This is a genomic window from Sphingobacterium athyrii (genome assembly GCF_003071065.1).
Classification (GTDB): Bacteria; Bacteroidota; Bacteroidia; order Sphingobacteriales; family Sphingobacteriaceae; genus Sphingobacterium; species Sphingobacterium athyrii.
This window is the reverse complement of record NZ_QCXX01000003.1, coordinates 785927-803638: the sequence shown is the minus strand read 5'-3', so window position 1 is coordinate 803638 and position 17712 is coordinate 785927. Positions and strand designations below refer to the sequence as shown.

Genomic DNA, 17712 nt, shown 5'->3' with positions numbered 1-17712 from the left:
TCAATAAATAGCAGTAAATTAGCAGATCAATGAAAAGGACTTTGTCACATATTCCAAAATATTATCAACGGTACTTACTTGTATTTGCTGCGATCATCTTGGTCCTGCTTACTTCGTGTCCTGTCAAAAGCAGTATTAAAACATTAGTTGGTCTGCCCGTTAATACGGAACAAGGCTTACCTAAAGGAACTGTTGGTTATTCCGGAAACAGTTCTGAGAAATGTCTTACTAATGAAACGGCAGAGATACGAATCTCAAACGATATCTCGCAAGATATTAACCATTTATCGCCGGTAATTTTATTTACCGTTACTTTTCTTTTTCTTCTTGCTTATTTATTAGGCAGAGGAAAATCACATCCCCGCTACGGCAATTTAAAAATTTCAGGAAGTCTACCTATCTTTCTGCAATACCGTAAACTTATCCTATAATACCTTACTTATTTTCTTTTATACCTATTGAACCACTGGTTTCAATGGGGAAACTTCTATTGTTTTTTTTATAGTAATCGGTCGTTCGGCGACTTATCGTAAACTTATAAATAGTATGATAAAATATCGTATAGTAATCACATGCATGTGCTTTACTATTGCTGCTGTGTTACCCGTATACGGGCAGCAGCAAAAAGAAAATTCCTTAGGTATTCTATGGTCCAAGGTAGCAGGGTATTATCCTGGTATCGGCGCTAAACAATCTGCTGTAGACGCGTCAAAACTTCATGAGCGAGCTGTTAAAAGCGAAATGCTTCCGCAATTGAAGGCGCAGATGCAAAATTCTTATGGCACTTATGAAGGCAGTTCTGGAGCCTTTTTTCCGCAACCAGGCTTTTTTAACGTCAGTGGTTCGGGGAGTCCCATAGCAGGAAGTAGCACTTCTGCCAATAGTTTTGCTTCCACCACTATGGAGTGGGAAATCTTTTCGTTCGGAAAGCGACAAAAAGATAATGAAGCGGCCAAAAGCTTAACCCATAAAACATTGAGTGAAAAAGAGGCCTATCTGCTTCAACTCAAAAAAATATTATCTGAACGATACATCAATTTGCTTTATAATGATGCTAAATTAAATCTCTCGCAACGAAATACAGAGCGTCTCGACAGCATCCGCGGGATCACCACTGGTCTTTCTGTTGCCGGCCTCCGGCCTGCTGCGGATAGTCTCCTTGCCTCATCATCTTATGTGCAAGCCATGGGAGAGTATGATAAATGGAACGGTGTTAAAAGTGCTTCCTTTATCAAATTATTGGAATTGTATGGTGCTGATTCGGTGGATTTTTCGGCTTCAGCCATTCGTTTTATTGATCCCTTAGGAAATCAACAAAATAATGGTAGCATCATTCAAGCATCGCATCCCATACTGGAAGCCTTAGATCGAGAATCGGAATATTATACCCTTAGCGGTGAAGCACAAAAAAGAGCATCACTACCTTCTTTAAACATTCTGGGAGGATATGCCTACAGAGGTACAGGAATTCAGCCCAATGGTACAGTTTCCGGGAACTGGAAAGATGGATTTAGCAATACCACCAATAATTTCCTTGTAGGCATTGGTATAACCTGGAATTTGACCAGTATCCGCACCAACCATTATAAAGGAGAACAGTTTTTTAAGGAAGCCGAAGGAGCCAAACTGCTTCATTCGCAATATGAAAAGGCGATGCAGGCCAATCTTTCCGCAGCGCAGACCGAAATTTTGCATCAGTTTGAGCAGCTTCAAAAGACGAAATTGGCCGTAAGGCAGTCGCAGGATGCCTATTGCATGTACCTGGCAAGATACAAGAGCGGTCTGATCACACTCAGCGAATTGCTGCAGGTCAGGACTTTATTAGAGCAGTCCGAGAATATCCATGTACAGGCTTCACGCGATTATTGGCTACTTCTAGCTTCAGAAGCAGCGTTAACTGCTGATTTCGAATTTCTCTTTAACAACCTTTAATTCTTACGTATGAATTTAATTAGATTTGCTTTAAGGAAACCGATAGCCATCATGGTTATGGTCTTAGCAATTACGATCTTTTCTTATAGCGCAATAAAAAAAATAAATGTCGATATCTTTCCGGAGGTTGAATTACCGGCAATGTATATCGCCATGCCTTATGGTGGGCTTTCTCCTTCCTATATGGATGGTTTTATGGCCAATGAGTTTCAAAAAGTACTACTTTTTGTCGGTGGGGTCAAAAATATTGATTTTAAAAGTGTTCAGGGACTGACGCTGATGAAGCTGACCTTTTATCCGGGAACGAATATGTCGCAGGCAGCAGGAGAGGTCTCCACATCCGTTTCAAGAGCTATGGGGTTCTTACCGCCAGGAGCAGTTCCACCCATAGTTGTTCGTTTCGATGGTAGTTCGTTACCCGTTGGACAGCTGGTATTTGAAAGTGACAAAAGATCGGTCAACGAAATACAGACGCTGGTGCTGACGAAAATCAGACCTATGTTTGTCGAGATAGCGGGCATCACTGCTCCAGCTCCTTTCGGTGGAAATGTCAGATCCATTGTTGTCAATGTGGACCCAGAGGCGATGCAGTCCAATGGTCTAAGTGCAGAAGATATCACCATGGCGATTACCAAGAACAGTCTGCCCTCTGCAGCCGGAAATATCCGTATTGGAGAACAAAACCTGATGGCTCCCATTAATTCGATCGCCAAGAATCCGGAGGAGTTCCTGAATACACCGGTGAAAACAAATGAGGGTCGAACGGTGTATGTACGGGATGTTGCCCATGTCACTGATGGTGCGGATCAGACCGTTGGATATGCCCTGATCAACGGGAAGCGTTCCGTTTATCTACCCATTATCAAAAAAGCAGATGCTTCGACGCTATATGCCGTTCAGAATCTGAAAAACTCGCTTCCGGTGTTGAAAAATCAATTGCCTGAGGATGTAAATATCCGTTACGAGTTTGACCAATCCACTTACATTGAACGATCACTATCCAATTTGATCCACGAAGGGATTTTGGGCGCCGTTTTTACAGGACTTATTATCCTGCTTTTTCTGGGTGATACCCGGGGAGCACTTATCGTTGTGATGACGATCCCGATTGCCGTTCTTTCGGCGGTTTTGGTGCTCTATCTGATGGGGCAAACGATTAACATTATGACGTTGAGTGGTTTAGCGCTGTCCATTGGAATCCTTGTTGACGAAGCTACCGTGACCATTGAGAACATTCATCAGCATATGGAAATGCGAAAAACCAAGCAGCGGGCTATCGTTGATGCGCTGTTGGAAATCTCTACGCCCAAGTTATTGATTTTGCTCTGTATCCTTGCGGTTCTGACACCAGCATTTATTATGACAGGGATTCCAAAAGATATGTTCATGCCACTATCCATGGCTGTTGCCTTTGCGATGATCGCTTCTTTTATAGCTTCGCAAACTTTCGTTCCTATCTTGGCCAATTGGATGATGAAGAACAAGCATAATGTAGTGGCTAACACGCCGCGAAAACGTGCGTTCTTTGAAAAATTTAGGGTAAATTATTCGTATCGGATGCGTAAATGGTCTACCAGATCATTGCTGTTATTTGTCGGCTATGTGGTTGTGGCAGGTGGAATCTCAGCTGTGCTAGTAACGACTGTCGGAACTGATGTGATGCCCGTGTCCAACAGTGGCGATTTTCAGTTCCGAATACAGGCTCCGCAGGGAAGTCGATTGGAAAAGACAGAACGTCTTGTGCGCGATATTACGGACGAAATAAAAGCTCAAATTCCGGAAAATGGCATCAATATTACATCCGCCTTTGTCGGAATGCATCCTGCAGGTTCTCCAATTAATCCCATTTTTCTTTTTACAAATGCCTCGCATGAAGCCGTACTTCAAGTATCGGTCAATCAATCTATTTATAGTGGATCGATGGAAGAACTGAAGGAGAAAATTAGAAAAGTAATTATCCAAAAACACCCTGATTCCAAATTTAATTTTGAGCCGACAGAACTGACCGAAAAAATTATGGGTCAGGGAGCGATGACACCGATCGAAATAAAAGTAGGTGCCGGTCAGGTAAAGGGCGCATTTGCCCATGCCTCGAAGATTGAAAGCAATCTGCAGAAAGTACCTTATTTGCGAGATGTGCGTATTCTTGAACCCGTTTTTTATCCAACATTAGAGATTGAAGTCAATCGTGATCTTGCTGGTCAGTTTGGTCTAACCATGCAGGATATTACGCGGAGTTTGGTTACAGCGACCTCTTCCACACGTTTTACGGATAAAAACCTTTGGGTTGATCCCAAGTCAGGATTAGTATTTCAGGTTCAGGTACAGATTCCCGAAGGAATTATGTCCTCGGAGGAAAAATTGAAATCATTGCCACTGAAAAAAGGAAGTATGCGTCCATTACTGGAAGATGTTGCTACCATCCGTAGGGTAACATCACCAGCACAGGTAAACCGAAAGGGGCCCAATCGATATGTTACGGTTGTCGCTAATATTTATGGTAAAGATTTGGGTACAGCCTCAGCTGCAGTTAAAAAAGCCATTCAAGATGCCGGGGAACCCCCACGTGGGACTACAGTTTGGACAGAAGGAACGTTGCAGCTGTTAGACGATACGCTAGGAAGTTTATTAGCCGGTTTAGGTGTTGCTGTTATCGCTATCTTCCTGATGCTTGCTGCATTCTATCAATCGTTTAAGGTACCATTGATTATCCTTGCTGTGTTGCCCGCAGTTATTGCCGGAAGTCTGATTATTTTATTTCTGACGGGAAGTACCTTAAATCTTCAGTCTTATATGGGGATGATCATGTCAATAGGTGTGTCCGTATCGAATGCAGTCCTGCTGGTGAACCAAGCCGAATATTACCGAAAACAACTGGGGCTAAAACCTTCGAATGCAGCACGGCTTGCGGCTTCGTCTCGATTGCGACCAGTATTGATGACCGCTGTTGCCATGCTTGCCGGTATGTTGCCTATGGCAATCGGTATAGGTGATGGGGCAGAACAAGTTGCTCCATTGGGAAGAGCTGTTATTGGCGGACTTATCGCCTCTACAGCAACTATTTTACTACTGCTCCCACATTTCTTTTCGTCGTTGATGTCCAGAACAGCTATTGTTAGCCCTTCGCTAGATCCTGATGACAAGGAAAGCAGGTATTATTTAGAGCAGACCCAATCTTAAACATAAAAAATAGAATCAGATGTATCATAGAATTTTAAGAAATAAAAAATCACAAGTGACCACCTTAATCGGGTGCTTGCTGATCTTACTGCTGGTTTCCTGCTCAGAGAAAGGAAATCAAAAAAAACAAAGTACGAATAAAGAAGCAAAAGCTACTTCATACCCCTCGGTTGCTATCAAAATGATGAATCCCGAGTATGAGCTATCCGTACCAGCTGAACTAAAACCCTATGAACAGGTTGTTGTTTATGCACGGGTTGAAGGTTTTGTTAAGCAGTTATATGTAGACCTTGGCGATCATGTACGTAAAGGCCAGCTATTAGCCGTATTGGAAGCTCCAGAAATGAATCAAAAGTATTTATCTGACAAATCCACGGAGCAAAAGATTTTTAGTGACTATCAGTATGCAAAACAGGCTTATGACCGCTTGGCAGATGCCGCTAAAACAACTGGCGCCGTGGCGGCAATCGAAATAGACAGGGCAAAAAGCGTGATGGAAAGTGCAAAATCAGCTTATCAAGCTTCGAAGGCCGGTACAGCCCAGTCTTCGCAATTGCAACAATATCTGCGGATTACAGCACCTTTTGACGGAGTGATTACAGCGCGTAATATTTCTGTCGGTGCATTGGTGGGCTCAGGGGCTGATAAACCTTTATTTATGATGGCCCAGGGCAATAAGCTCCGTTTGTCCTTATCCTTACCTGAAAAGCATGCGGCATCGGTAAATAGGGAGGCACAGGCGACATTTACGGTTAGTTCACAACCAGGGAAAACTTTCACGGCACATCTTTCCCGCACATCAGGATTGCTGGATCAGCAGGATCGTTCGTTAAAGTTGGAGTTTGATGTCAATAATTCCTCAGGCGAGCTTCAGGGTGGTGATTATGCGCAGGTAAAACTCAAGCTACAGCGAAAAAATCCTTCATACTGGGTACCAGCTTCAAGTATTTTAAATACCCAGTCCGGTACCTATGTGATGACCTTAAACGATCAGGCCGTCAAAAGAATCAGCATAAAAGAAGGTATTCAGCTGGACGGTCTGGTAGAAGTTTTTGGTAACCTTTCCGTAGATGATCACATTATTACGAAACCATCTGAGGAAATTGAAGATGGAAAATTAACTAAATAATTGATAGATATGAAAATACAAACAAATATAAGAGCAAGAATTGTATCGACCTTCGTTATGGTCGTATGTTTTAGTTTTGTGGCGTGCAGTCAACAAGGAAAAGAAAACCAATCGGGATCTACCAGCGAAGCTGAAGAAAGGGTTTCGGAAAATGCTGAAACAAGTACATCGGATGTCGTTTTTACAAATGAAAATGGTGATGCAGTGTCATTACAGTCTTTAAAAGGAAAGGTTGTTTTTATTAATTTTTGGGCTACCTGGTGTCCGCCTTGTATCCATGAAATGCCTTCTATCTCTCAACTGAAAGAACGTTATAAGGGTAATAGTAATATCATATTTTTGATGGTGGATGTGGACGGAAAAATGGAGAAATCAAAAGCATTTATGAAAAAGAATAATTACGATTTACAGGTATATATCCCTAAGAGTAGTATTCCCACAAACTTTTTGGGAAGAGCGATTCCTGCAACGGTCATATTGGACAAAAATGGTGATATGATCACTCGTCTAGAAGGAGGAAGGGATTATAGCAGTCCAGAAATCACCCAGGCTTTGGATGAATTGATTGAAAGTAACTAGGAAATATGCATTATTGTAAACATTATATATATGGCAGATAATAAAGAGCTTCGAAATGGAAAGCTTCATACAAATAAACTTCGGTTTTAATATTTTGATGGGGATTTTCATCGTCATCTTATTTGTGAGTCCCGATGCAAAATCGTGGATGCTTCAACAATTCATGAAGACTGGGATTTTCAATGCCAGTATGGAAGAGAAAAAAGCTGCTACGGTAGCAGAATCGACTGCAGACTTTGAGTTTAAAGATCAAGGAGGGCTTGTTTACAATACTTCTTCACTTCGCGGTAAAGTGGTATTTATTAATTTCTGGGCTTCATGGTGTCCACCATGTCGAGCTGAGTTTCCTTCTATTCAGAAACTTTATACAAAATTTAAAGACAATCCAAAGGTTTTCTTTTTAACCATTAATGAAGACAATGATGTTGCAGAGGCCAATGCCTATCTACAAAAAGAAAACTTTTCGATACCGTTTTTCAAAGCAGCAGGTGATGTTCCGACTATCATTTACAATGGAGCGTTGCCTACAACAGCTGTACTTGATAAGAACGGTAACATGAGACTCCATCACGAAGGTTTTGCAGATTATAGTTCTGATAAATTTATAAAGCAAATGGAAGATCTGATCAAAGAATAGGTTTTTTTTAAGATTTGACCTATCGCTATAATTTCGATTTTATTTTCAAAGAAGTTAAAGCAACAATCTAAACTGGCTATTGTATTCGCAATAGCCAGTATTTTTTTGCTCATTTGTGTTTAAAGAAAACTGTTGACCCGCAGATGTACTTACAAGCTGTAATTGAAATGATCACTCCGATATTTTTGGTAACATATTTTGGCTTTGTTCATTTCTCATCTTTTTGAAGATCCCCTTATAGCAATGGTCATTTACTTTGCTTTTCTTGATCTGATACGACTTAATGTTTCTTTGGTGATCCCTAAATAGTTGGCTAGAAGATGTTGCGGCAACTTCAGAACGCTCTCAGGCATTGTGTTCATGAGGTCCTCGTAACGTTTTTGGGGAGAATGATACATGAGGGATATGAGCCTTTCGTGGTGCCTACAAAATTCAGCTTCAGCTATTGTTCTTCCGATTTTCTGATACACCATATCCTGATCAAACAATTTCAATATTTTATCTGTAGGAAGGCACAGGACAGTTGAAGATTGATTGGCAATAATTTCAAAGGAAGCAGGTTTTGATTTTAAAATACCATAATAATCTGATATGAACTCATTTTCTACCGAAAAATCAAATGTCCTGTCATTATCATCAAAGTCCATGTTGTATCTAAAACTCCCTTTAACTACAAAACCGATGGTACTGCAGGGATCTCCTTTCAGCAAGAATTTTTCATTTTTTTTATAGTTTTTGATTTCAACGAGTTCAGAAATTTCGTCTCTGTGTGTGTTATCCAAGGAGATAATGCCTTCTAGGACATTAAAAAGTTCCATAGTACTTGTTTATTTAATTATTGATTCTGATCAACGTCTGGTGAAGTTTGAATTCATCAAATTTGCAGGGCTGAATTATTATTGCCAGTTCAACACGAAGAAATGTATTAAAGAGGCAATTCATAACGTAAAAATAAACGATTTAAGTATAGTCAAACCTATGAATGAGAAAATAAGATACACTCCTCGATTGCAGTGGAGTAAAATACTGCTTTTGACAAGCTTAATTCCGCTTTATTGCCGCGCTCAAGAATCCGAATTTTTCTCTGCATTTTATTCCCGTGTAGCAAATTCCAAACTTGAGAACGGCAATCATTTAGGTGTTGATGTGATTGATCTCAACTTGATAACACCCACGATCAATATCGGTAAGAACACCAAGCTCAATAACATGTTTGCTTATAGATTATTAAATTATAATCCCGAGGCTATGACTGAAAAAGGTGATAATTATCCAGGGAGTCTTAATGATATCCAGTATTCCTTATTGATCAGGCAATATCTGAACGATCAATGGAATCTAATGGTCGTTCCTCAACTTATCGTCCGTTCAAATTTTAAAAATAGTTTTGGGAGCCGGGATTTTTTTCCAGCTTTGGCTGTGGTAGCGATGAATAAGTCAAGAAAACATGAAGGCCTGCAATGGGGGTATGGCGCATCCTACAGTAGGGATTTTACAAAAAATACAATCACTCCTCTTTTCGCAGTTAATTATACATCTTCGAAATATCGTGTCGATGTGCTGTTGCCCATTAAGGCGCAATTTGTCATGACGCCAAGCAAGTTTTGGGAATATGGAATCGATGCCAATTTTGAAACGGGAATTTATCATATGGGGACAAAAAATGATTTCGGTGCAAGATATACCAGAACAATCAGTGTTCCTGTTGGAGTAACTGCAGCAGCTAAAATATCGGGGATGTTCTGGGTGAAGGCAAAAGTAGGCATGCAGTTTTTAAGGGAATATGATTTTATGGACAACAGTTTTAAAGTCATGGATTCTCAAGGTGCTACTATTGGATCGTCACCGTATGCCTCGATAGGAATAAGTTTGAGGTTGAAGGAGTAGCTATTGAATGGGTATTACGAAGAGATTTTTTTTACTTCTTGTTCAATAGTAACTCATTAAGGTATACTTCCAGCATGGTAAAGCCTGTTGTTGAGTAGGTATTGCGGTCACCAGGCTTAGTTGGATCAAGACCATAGTGCTTTTCCCATGAATCAGGCATACCATCGTTATCCGTATCAGGCGGTGGAGGAAGTGTTGTTAACTCAGGAAGACCTTTTACATCTTTTGGAGAATCAATCAAACCCTTTTTACCGTAAGTATATGTTCCGTTGAGCACCTCCCTGGAGATTCTCTGATCGATTAAATCTCTGACTAAAGAAGCACCTGCACCTGCAACGACTAATGGATATGTGTCTATGGCAGTTTGTTGCATTGTAGTTGGGGCTTGGAACGCTGGAACCTTCGCTCTGTTCTTTGCTTCTGAAGCACCATTTATAAAATCAATACCACCAGACCAATTATTGTTGGTCACTTCTGGTGAGCCCTCAACAAAATTTCCTTCAGCATAGAGTGAGGTCTCATATTTTTGGGAATCTTCGGGTGAATTATTTTTGACATCAGCTATTTCGGCATCACTCAATTGGAAAATCCTGTGTTTCACCTTCTGTTCTGTTGCAGGTCCAGGCTTATAATAATTGTTGACCCAATTCATATAGGATGCTGTTCCATCATAGCAGTTATTAAATCCCCAGTTATAAATGACATTATTTCTAAAGTCAACCTCGCAATGTCTACGTCCCGTTACTTTTGGACTTCTGGAACTGTGATGGGCATATAAATTATGGTGAAACGATTGGCGGGTTGCTCCGATGATTCCACCATAACCATGTGCACCTTTTTCATGGAGTGAGTTTTGAAGACTTTCGGAGATCATGCACCACTGTACCGTCAAAGAATCTACATGTGCACTTTGGCTAGATAAGGCTTCATCCACAGACCAACTGGCTGAAACATGATCCAAGATGATATTTTTTCCTTTGGTGATACTGATGGCATCCGCTTGCTGACCGCTTGTATCTCCGAAGCGGACGCGGATATATCGAATGATGATATCATTAGCCTGTATGTATAAAGAATTTCCTGCAAGGGTGATTCCGTCACCTGGAGCTGTTTGGCCAGCGATCGTAAGATTGGACGTACTGACCACCAGTTTTTTCGATAACATGATATTTCCTGAAATACTAAAGACAATGGTTCTTGGACCATTAGCCGTCTCTAAACCATAACGAAGAGAGCCGGCGCCCTCATCATTCAGATTAATGACATGATAAACATCCCCACCTCTTCCTCCTTTGGCAAACCTGCCATATCCTTCGGCACCGGGGAAGGCAAGTTGCTGCGCATTTGCTAATACAGAAAGGCAGCATAATAGGATGATCAAATAAGCTTGGGTCACTATGGATGTTTTTATCATTTCAAGATGTATAAGTGTTAATGGAAATGCGTATTGTAGGAAAGTTCATTTTTTTGATCATGGCCTTAAGACACGAAAATTACTGATTTCGTGCCTGGCGTGCGTTGATCTGAATCCGAAAAACCCTCTTGTTAAGAGTTCTGGATCAGTTAACGAGAAATAGACGACACCGTCAACTGAAAAGCGAGTCACCCCATTCATAACCTCTATGGTGATGTGGTAATTATGGTTAGGCTTGAGAAGATGTGATTGATCTGTATATTCCTGCAATAATTTTCTTTCACCATTTCCTTGATATTTGCGGAATCGTGTGGTCGTATTTTTATTGCCACCCATGCCGACATAATATAGACTTAATGAATCGTATTCCGAAAATTTGCCTGTTCGGGTGAAAAGATCTTTATTTTTAGGATCGGTTGCCATCCAAAACTGGTTAAGATCGGAGAGTCGGTCATTGATGCCATCCGCAACGACGACCTTCCAATCATACTCAATCCTAATAGGACCTGTAAGCTCATGCTTAAACCAAACAGTAACACCAAACGGAGCGTTGATAACAAGCTTTTGATCTTCTGTTGTCACCTTTGCCTGATTCCCGGGGAGCATTTCGACCTTCCAGTTTAGCGTATCTAAGGGTTTATCAAATTTATCTTGGTATTGCACAGTTGTTTGTGCGCTGCAAACACCCGTAATTAAGAGCAATAAAATCATTAATAGCGTAGAAGAAAAGAGCTTAGGACAGCGGGTGAAAGTCGTAAGTTTCTTCATATTCGTACTGTTTGATCGCAACATAATGAATGATATATTAATCATGCAATTTACGAAATAAAGATGTTGAGTTGTTTAAATGTAAACATTAATTATGGGCTTTTTCATTTTTATCATCGATACAATACATATAGTTCAATTAAAAAGCACTAAAACAATAGGAGTTTAAAGTTTATTACTTTGTTACCTGAGAAAGCCAGTCCAGAAATGTTGTTTTCTTTTCCTTACTAATGATAATCTGTGGTGAAAATGGTATGGTTAGATTCAAGGCTAGTTTACGGGAAAAGAAATTATGTGCTGAACTAATTATCCTCCTAGAAACTAAAAACTGTCGGTTAGCCCTAAAGAAATAGTTCCCAGTAATTTTTTCCAGCTCATCCAGGCTTTTATTAGAAGAATACTTCTTGCCATCTAAAGTCAGTAAATAGATATCGTTTTCTTCCAGAAAAAAAAGAGCAATATCTTCCAGTTTAATCGGAAGAATTCTGTCTTTAATATACACAAGGATAGATGCCACCCTGTTTTCTTCACGTAGTTCGCTTAATAATTTCAGAATACCTTCGTAGTTAGGTGCAGAAGTGTTATTACTAAACAGTTTTCTTAGATTGTCGTATTTATCTAAAGCTTTTCTGATGGTTTCGGTCATAAAAGGCTTTAGGATATAGTCAATTCCATTAGCCTTAAATGCTTGAATAGCAAATTCGTCATATGCAGTGCAAAAGATTACAGGTGATTTAATTTCTATTTGCCTGAATATCTCAAAACAAGTTCCATCCCCAAGTTGGATATCACTAAAAATAAGATCCGGTATTTCCTCAGTTTCCAGATAATTTATTGATTCTTTAACGGTGTATACCTGAAAGATGTTCAGCTGTGGCCTGCTCTCCCAGATCTTTTTAATTGTGAAAAGTAGGTCGTTTGAAACAGCTTTTTCGTCTTCAATTATTAATATTTTCATTGGTCAGTAGTGTAAGGGTTACAGTAAATTCATCTTCAGTTTGTTTTATTTCAATGGTATTACCGGAAAGTAATTGATGGCGCTCGCTCAAATTAGCCAGTCCCAGTCCTGTAGAAACCTCGGGGTGCTGTTTCTTTCTTACGCTGTTTAAGACCGTAATCCTGTTTCCTTCGCTGCATATCCTGATCCTCAGGGGGCTTTCATTGGTTAGTTCATTATGTTTAATGGCATTTTCGGCCAACAACTGTAATGAAAACGTGGGGAGATAATATTGATACAGACTACTTTGCGGTACAATAATTTCGAACAGTATGGCTCGTCCAAACCTTATTTTTTGCATTTCCAGATAATCATGTAAAAAATCAATTTCTTCGGTCAACATTGCTATCTTCTTGTTCTGATTGGAAACGGAGATCCTCAGAAAATTAGCAAGATGGACTATATAAGATTCGCCGGCCTGAGGATCCTCTTTGTACAGGGCTTTTAAATTACTTAAAGAATTAAATAAAAAATGGGGTTGTATCTGCTGTCTTAATAATAAATTTGATGCTTCTACATTAGCAACTTTGAGCAATGATACCTCAACTTCTGCTCTGGCTTTTTCCTGTTGAAGAAGCAGAAAATGCTGGATTAATAGTATAGCGGTATTTAAAATAATACTTGATAGAACTAAAGTAAATAGTAAATTGAAGTTATCATATTTCCATTTAATTTTCAGCATTATGCTAAAGGGCGGCCAACATATCAGATAGGTGGCAGCACTAGAAAGGTACGATAGCAGATACCAACCATGTCTTCTATTTGGATTACTCCGTATTTTCTTTAGAATCTGAAGATCCATCATACTTACTGCAAATACAATAATAACTCCCATCAGTGGTAGATACAGGCGAAAGTTGCTATAATCCCCCGATACCTGAAAAAGCAAAACTACAACTCCCGCTACTACAGCGACCAAGCAGTTTAGCAGCGCTATTTTTTTTGTATTAGGTTTACTATTCATATAAGCAAAAATAAAAATTAGAGATGACCGAATCCACTGACGTGCTAAAAGATTGTTTTAAATAGAGGCAATAAAGATACCGACAATTTTACATAAGGGCTAGGGCAGATTTTGTTGTTAATGAAGTAATCCGCAGAGCGTTCTCCAACTTTAAATGCACGAGCTGATAAAGGAGTCTGAATACCTCCATTCAGGCTGATCATAATTTTTTTTGCAAGTCGGTATTCAATACCTACTCCATTTTGTAGGCCCATTACTGTGTAATTGAAGTTTTGTGGAATGAAAGCTTGATCGGGATATTCAAAGAAAGCGCTAGAAATACTGATTGTCGTGCCGACGCTAGCGGACAATTTACTGTTAAAGTTTTTTCTAAGATAAGCTTGTTGTGGTAAGTTGACATTCAGTTCCATCTCGTTCGGGAATTTATGCCAGTAGGTGACAACCGGAAATATTGGAAAATTAATTGACTTATCAATATTCAGAACCAATCCAGCAGAAAAATTTGTTGTTGCTGTTTGTTTCAGGTTTATAATCACCGTTCCCAGAAAATTTACCCGCTGAATGCTACCTGTTTTCGCGGTAACGCCATTGATATTGGCGGCATATACGACATTGCGGCCGAACAGCGAATCTATCCGCTGGTAGCTGGCATTAAATCCGACCGTATTACGGCTAAGTTTAGGATCCTGAAAAATACCCTGATATTCCGGACTGGCGGTTTTGATATCCGACAAGCTGAATTCGGAATGTTCAAATAGAAATGAACCGGTTATGGAGTTTTTCCCCCAGGAAACCAGGGGAAGTGTAAGGAGGGCGCTTGTTCTGGATTGGGCCACTTTGCCCTCAAAAAGTCTGTTGCCGTAAAGATCACTTTTAATCGTACTATTTCCTGTAACCTCTGTAGATACGACGATCTGACGTAATATTGGATTTCTAACGGCTGCCTCGGTTATATAAAAAAGCTTTACGGAATCGGCCTTCTCTTTTTCCAGCTTGGCCTGTTTTACCTGAGCATAACTGTTGATGCTAATGATAAGACATATGGGCGATAAAAAAAAGCTTATTCTTGATTTCATTGCAATGAGTTATTTTAGATTATTTATTTTTTAATGTGCCAGTGTTAACTTCTTCTTTTGGAAGAGCGCATTTTAATTTTTTCAACGATCAGGTACATGGAAGGGACAACAAAAAGGGTTAAGATCATGGAGCTTGTCAATCCCCCGATAATTACCCAGGCCATGCCGTTCTTTACCTCGGATCCCGGTCCAGACGCCATCGCTATGGGTAACATTCCTAAAATCATCGCCAGTGTTGTCATTAGAATAGGACGCAGACGTTCTTTTCCTGCTTCATTCAGGGCTTTTTCAACAGAAAGACCTTCACCTTTTAGCTGATTGGTAAAATCCACGATCAGAATCCCGTTCTTAGCCACAAGCCCCATCAGCATGATCATTCCGATAATAGAAAATACATTGAGTGTTTCCATGGTCAGGGCAAGGGCTAGCAGCGCTCCGATCAATGCTACAGGTATGGAGAATAAAACCACAAATGGATATACCAGGCTCTCATATAAAGCCACCATGATCAGGTAAACCAGAATGATGGCAGTTAACAGCGCAATACCGAGACTACCAAAGGCATCACCCTGATTTTTAATATCCCCTTCGTACTCTATGGCAATTCCAGTGGGAATTTTAGTTTTTGAAAGCTTTTCCTTCACTTCATCTGCGACCGTTCCCACTGGTCTTCCTACAACCTGGGACTGTACGGTAATGGAGTTTAACCTGTTGATGCGCTGTCTGACGGTTTCTCCCATTCCGACCGAGACTGTGGCAAATTGGGAGAGTGTGAAATTTTGGCCTTTATTGCTGGTGAAAGAGAGTTCACTAACATTGCTTATATCCGAGCGGTCAAATTGGTCCAGATTGATCAGAATATCATACTCATTTCCATTCTCTTTATATTTTGCATTTGAATTTCCACTAAATGCATTCTGCAGCGCATTTCCGACCAGTGAGGCATCCAGGCCCAAGACCGCCATTTTTTCCCGGTTCAGTTCCACTTCAATTTGCTGTTTCTGGTCTTTTACAGACAGCTCAACGGACTGGGTTCCCGGAACAGTGGCGATCAGCGCCTTATATTGTTCTGCAACTTTCCGGACTGTTTTCAGGTCTATCCCTTTTATTGTGACCTGAATAGCTGCCTGGCTTCCCTGCCCGGTGATGGAGGTTGGTGAAGCAGAAACTTTCATGCCCGGAATCGTTTCACTGAGCTCTTTTTTTAACTCGATGCCAAATTCTTCAGAGCTGACCGTTCTTTCTTTACCGTCAACCAGGGAAACTGTAAGTTCCGCCATATTGCTGTTATTTGATGAACCCGGTACACTTCCCGAAACAAAACCTATACTTGAGAAGACATTTTTGACTTCGGGCTTTGAAAGGATGATTTTTTCGACTTCTTCGGTCGTCATGTTGGTCTGATAAAGAGAGGTTGAGGGGGCCAGCTCCAAACTGACCAGTAACTCAGCCTGGTCTCCTGTGGGTATAAATGTGGAGCCTATAAATCCCTTTGCGACAAGCATTATAGAACCTACCAGCATCATTATTACAAGAGAAAATAACCATCTTTTTTTATGAAGAACCTTTCCAAGTACTTCACCATAATAGGTTTTCAATTGATCTATCATACCTTCAAATCCCAGATTGATCCGTCCCCAGAGTGTTTTTTTATCCAATTCTTCGATCTTCCCGAATCGGCTTGCCAATAGTGGGGTAATGGTAAAGGACACAAAAAGACTCATCAGTGTGGATATCACGACAACCAGAGAAAATTCCTTCAGTATAGAGCCGATCAATCCGCTTGAGAGTGCAAGAGGCAAAAAGACGACCACATCGACCAATGTGATCGAAAGTGCTGTGAACCCGATTTCATTTCGTCCTTCCAGCGCAGCAGTTCGCTTATCTTTTCCCTTTTCCAGATGACGGTATATATTTTCCAGGACCACAATGGAGTCATCGACCAGGATACCTACCACCAAAGACATCGCCATTAAGGTCATCAGATTCAGCGAAAACCCCATCACATACATCGCTATAAATGTTGGAATGATGGAGGAGGGAAGGGCTACCATCACAAACATTGAACTTCTGAAGCTATGCAGGAATGCCAGCATGACAATGCCAACAATAAGAACTGCCAATATAAGGTCAAACATGACTTCATCTCCAGCATGTAATGTATAGGTCGATTGATCGGTAGATATAACAAAATTGAGCTTTTTCGCAGCGTACTGCTTTTCAATATTATCAAATGCTTTTTTTACTTCGCGGCTTACATTGACAGCATTGGCATCGGACTGCTTAATGATCTGTACTCCTATTGAAGGCTGTCCGTTGATGTGGTTTATTGCGGTGGATTCTGCTGTAGCATCCACGACCTCGGCGACATCTCTTAATAATACATTACCTCCGTCGGGAAGCTGTTTTATGATTAAACTTCTCAACTGGTCAAGGGAAGATATATTGGCATCGTACTGAATGGAGAGCTGCTCACCCGCTGTCCTGATCTGTCCGGCGGGAAAGGACTGATTGGCCGCAGCTACCCCACTGGAGACCTGGGTAATGGTCAGCGCATAAAACTTTAACTTTTCCCGGTCGATGTTGATCTGTACTTCACGTTCGTCCCCACCGATGATATTGACCTGCCCCACACCATCTACATTTTGTAATATGGGGAGTAACTGCTGGTCAACTAGTTGGTAGAGCGCTTTTGGTGACATCTCGGAAGTTATGCCGGCTTTGATGACCGGTAATTCTTCCAGGTTTACCTTTTGTACGGTTGGTGGGTCCAGGTCCCTGGGCAGGTCTTTTTGGATCTGGTCGGCTTTCCTTTGGATATTTCTTTCTGCTTCGTCAATATCGGTCCCACTCTTAAGTGTGACAGTAATTTGTGAAACCCCTTCCTGGGAAGAGGAGGAAATCGTTTCCAGCCCTTCAATCGAAGCGAATGCATCTTCCAGCTTTTTGGTAACGGAAGTTTCCACCTCTGCTGCAGAGGCGCCTCTATAAATTGCACTTACTGACACTGTGGGAATATCCATCGTTGGCAGCAGGTTGTAGTTGAGTTTTAAATAGGATTGCACACCGAAAAGTGCAAGCACGGTAAAAATAACGACGATGAGTAAAGGCCGTTTTACGGCTATTGCTGTTATTGACATCTTTTGTAA

The 17712-nt window shown here is 40.7% G+C and carries 14 protein-coding genes; 7 read left to right on the top strand and 7 right to left on the bottom strand.

Features of this window, described 5'->3' with window-relative positions; genetic code table 11:
• Nucleotides 1-29 precede the first annotated feature (29 nt).
• The 6 genes from DCO56_RS14220 to DCO56_RS14195 all read left to right on the top strand — a co-directional run bounded on the left by DCO56_RS14220 (nucleotide 30) and on the right by DCO56_RS14195 (nucleotide 7457).
• Entirely contained in the window at nucleotides 30-431 is a 402-nt protein-coding gene (locus DCO56_RS14220; protein ID WP_108634420.1) for a hypothetical protein, read from the top strand.
• A gap of 115 nt (nucleotides 432-546) precedes the next feature.
• Nucleotides 547-1932, top strand: a complete 1386-nt coding sequence (locus DCO56_RS14215) for a TolC family protein (RefSeq protein ID WP_108634419.1) — start codon at nucleotides 547-549, stop codon at nucleotides 1930-1932.
• Between the two features lie 9 nt (nucleotides 1933-1941).
• A complete protein-coding gene (locus tag DCO56_RS14210) occupies nucleotides 1942-5112 on the top strand; it encodes an efflux RND transporter permease subunit (RefSeq protein ID WP_108634418.1) in 3171 nt (1056 codons plus the stop codon).
• A gap of 19 nt (nucleotides 5113-5131) precedes the next feature.
• Nucleotides 5132-6241 (top strand): efflux RND transporter periplasmic adaptor subunit, encoded by a 1110-nt coding sequence (locus tag DCO56_RS14205; protein ID WP_108634417.1) that lies wholly within the window; start codon nucleotides 5132-5134, stop codon nucleotides 6239-6241.
• Between the two features lie 9 nt (nucleotides 6242-6250).
• On the top strand, nucleotides 6251-6820 hold the full coding sequence (locus DCO56_RS14200) for a TlpA family protein disulfide reductase (protein WP_108634416.1): 570 nt from the start codon (nucleotides 6251-6253) through the stop codon (nucleotides 6818-6820).
• 55 nt (nucleotides 6821-6875) lie between these two features.
• A complete protein-coding gene (locus tag DCO56_RS14195; RefSeq protein WP_108634415.1) occupies nucleotides 6876-7457 on the top strand; it encodes a TlpA family protein disulfide reductase in 582 nt (193 codons plus the stop codon).
• Between the two features lie 251 nt (nucleotides 7458-7708).
• On the opposite strand, the gene DCO56_RS14190 is transcribed toward DCO56_RS14195, so the two are convergent.
• Nucleotides 7709-8275 carry a Crp/Fnr family transcriptional regulator gene (locus tag DCO56_RS14190; protein WP_108634414.1) on the bottom strand — a complete coding sequence of 189 codons (567 nt, stop codon included), beginning with the start codon at nucleotides 8273-8275 and terminating at the stop codon, nucleotides 7709-7711.
• A gap of 160 nt (nucleotides 8276-8435) precedes the next feature.
• On the opposite strand from DCO56_RS14190, the gene DCO56_RS14185 reads away from it, so the two are divergent.
• Nucleotides 8436-9344 carry a DUF6268 family outer membrane beta-barrel protein gene (locus DCO56_RS14185; protein WP_146191066.1) on the top strand — a complete coding sequence of 303 codons (909 nt, stop codon included), beginning with the start codon at nucleotides 8436-8438 and terminating at the stop codon, nucleotides 9342-9344.
• Between the two features lie 31 nt (nucleotides 9345-9375).
• Here DCO56_RS14185 and DCO56_RS14180 read toward each other — a convergent pair whose 3' ends face one another.
• From DCO56_RS14180 to DCO56_RS14155, 6 genes are all read right to left on the bottom strand, one after another.
• Nucleotides 9376-10758 carry a pectate lyase gene (locus tag DCO56_RS14180; protein WP_219929393.1) on the bottom strand — a complete coding sequence of 461 codons (1383 nt, stop codon included), beginning with the start codon at nucleotides 10756-10758 and terminating at the stop codon, nucleotides 9376-9378.
• Nucleotides 10759-10815: 57 nt separating this feature from the next.
• The gene (locus DCO56_RS14175; protein WP_146191065.1) at nucleotides 10816-11526 is read right to left on the bottom strand and encodes a DUF6250 domain-containing protein; all 711 of its coding nucleotides are present in this window, start codon (nucleotides 11524-11526) and stop codon (nucleotides 10816-10818) included.
• Nucleotides 11527-11701: 175 nt separating this feature from the next.
• Nucleotides 11702-12484 (bottom strand): LytR/AlgR family response regulator transcription factor, encoded by a 783-nt coding sequence (locus tag DCO56_RS14170; protein ID WP_108634411.1) that lies wholly within the window; start codon nucleotides 12482-12484, stop codon nucleotides 11702-11704.
• Complete coding sequence (locus DCO56_RS14165) at nucleotides 12465-13487, bottom strand: sensor histidine kinase (RefSeq protein WP_108634410.1); 1023 nt, start codon at nucleotides 13485-13487, stop codon at nucleotides 12465-12467. Before DCO56_RS14165 ends, DCO56_RS14170 begins: the two co-directional genes overlap by 20 nt.
• A 44-nt stretch (nucleotides 13488-13531) precedes the next feature.
• On the bottom strand, nucleotides 13532-14563 hold the full coding sequence (locus DCO56_RS14160) for a hypothetical protein (protein ID WP_108634409.1): 1032 nt from the start codon (nucleotides 14561-14563) through the stop codon (nucleotides 13532-13534).
• Between the two features lie 44 nt (nucleotides 14564-14607).
• The gene (locus tag DCO56_RS14155) at nucleotides 14608-17703 is read right to left on the bottom strand and encodes an efflux RND transporter permease subunit (RefSeq protein WP_108634408.1); all 3096 of its coding nucleotides are present in this window, start codon (nucleotides 17701-17703) and stop codon (nucleotides 14608-14610) included.
• Nucleotides 17704-17712: the final 9 nt, after the last annotated feature.

Coding starts and splice junctions, on each gene's coding strand:
- DCO56_RS14220 (WP_108634420.1), top strand. CDS start 30: ATGAAAAGGACTTTGTCACATATTCCAAAATATTATCAACGGTACTTA.
- DCO56_RS14215 (WP_108634419.1), top strand. CDS start 547: ATGATAAAATATCGTATAGTAATCACATGCATGTGCTTTACTATTGCT.
- DCO56_RS14210 (WP_108634418.1), top strand. CDS start 1,942: ATGAATTTAATTAGATTTGCTTTAAGGAAACCGATAGCCATCATGGTT.
- DCO56_RS14205 (WP_108634417.1), top strand. CDS start 5,132: ATGTATCATAGAATTTTAAGAAATAAAAAATCACAAGTGACCACCTTA.
- DCO56_RS14200 (WP_108634416.1), top strand. CDS start 6,251: ATGAAAATACAAACAAATATAAGAGCAAGAATTGTATCGACCTTCGTT.
- DCO56_RS14195 (WP_108634415.1), top strand. CDS start 6,876: ATGGAAAGCTTCATACAAATAAACTTCGGTTTTAATATTTTGATGGGG.
- DCO56_RS14190 (WP_108634414.1), bottom strand. CDS start 8,275: ATGGAACTTTTTAATGTCCTAGAAGGCATTATCTCCTTGGATAACACA.
- DCO56_RS14185 (WP_146191066.1), top strand. CDS start 8,436: ATGAATGAGAAAATAAGATACACTCCTCGATTGCAGTGGAGTAAAATA.
- DCO56_RS14180 (WP_219929393.1), bottom strand. CDS start 10,758: ATGATAAAAACATCCATAGTGACCCAAGCTTATTTGATCATCCTATTA.
- DCO56_RS14175 (WP_146191065.1), bottom strand. CDS start 11,526: ATGAAGAAACTTACGACTTTCACCCGCTGTCCTAAGCTCTTTTCTTCT.
- DCO56_RS14170 (WP_108634411.1), bottom strand. CDS start 12,484: ATGAAAATATTAATAATTGAAGACGAAAAAGCTGTTTCAAACGACCTA.
- DCO56_RS14165 (WP_108634410.1), bottom strand. CDS start 13,487: ATGAATAGTAAACCTAATACAAAAAAAATAGCGCTGCTAAACTGCTTG.
- DCO56_RS14160 (WP_108634409.1), bottom strand. CDS start 14,563: ATGAAATCAAGAATAAGCTTTTTTTTATCGCCCATATGTCTTATCATT.
- DCO56_RS14155 (WP_108634408.1), bottom strand. CDS start 17,703: ATGTCAATAACAGCAATAGCCGTAAAACGGCCTTTACTCATCGTCGTT.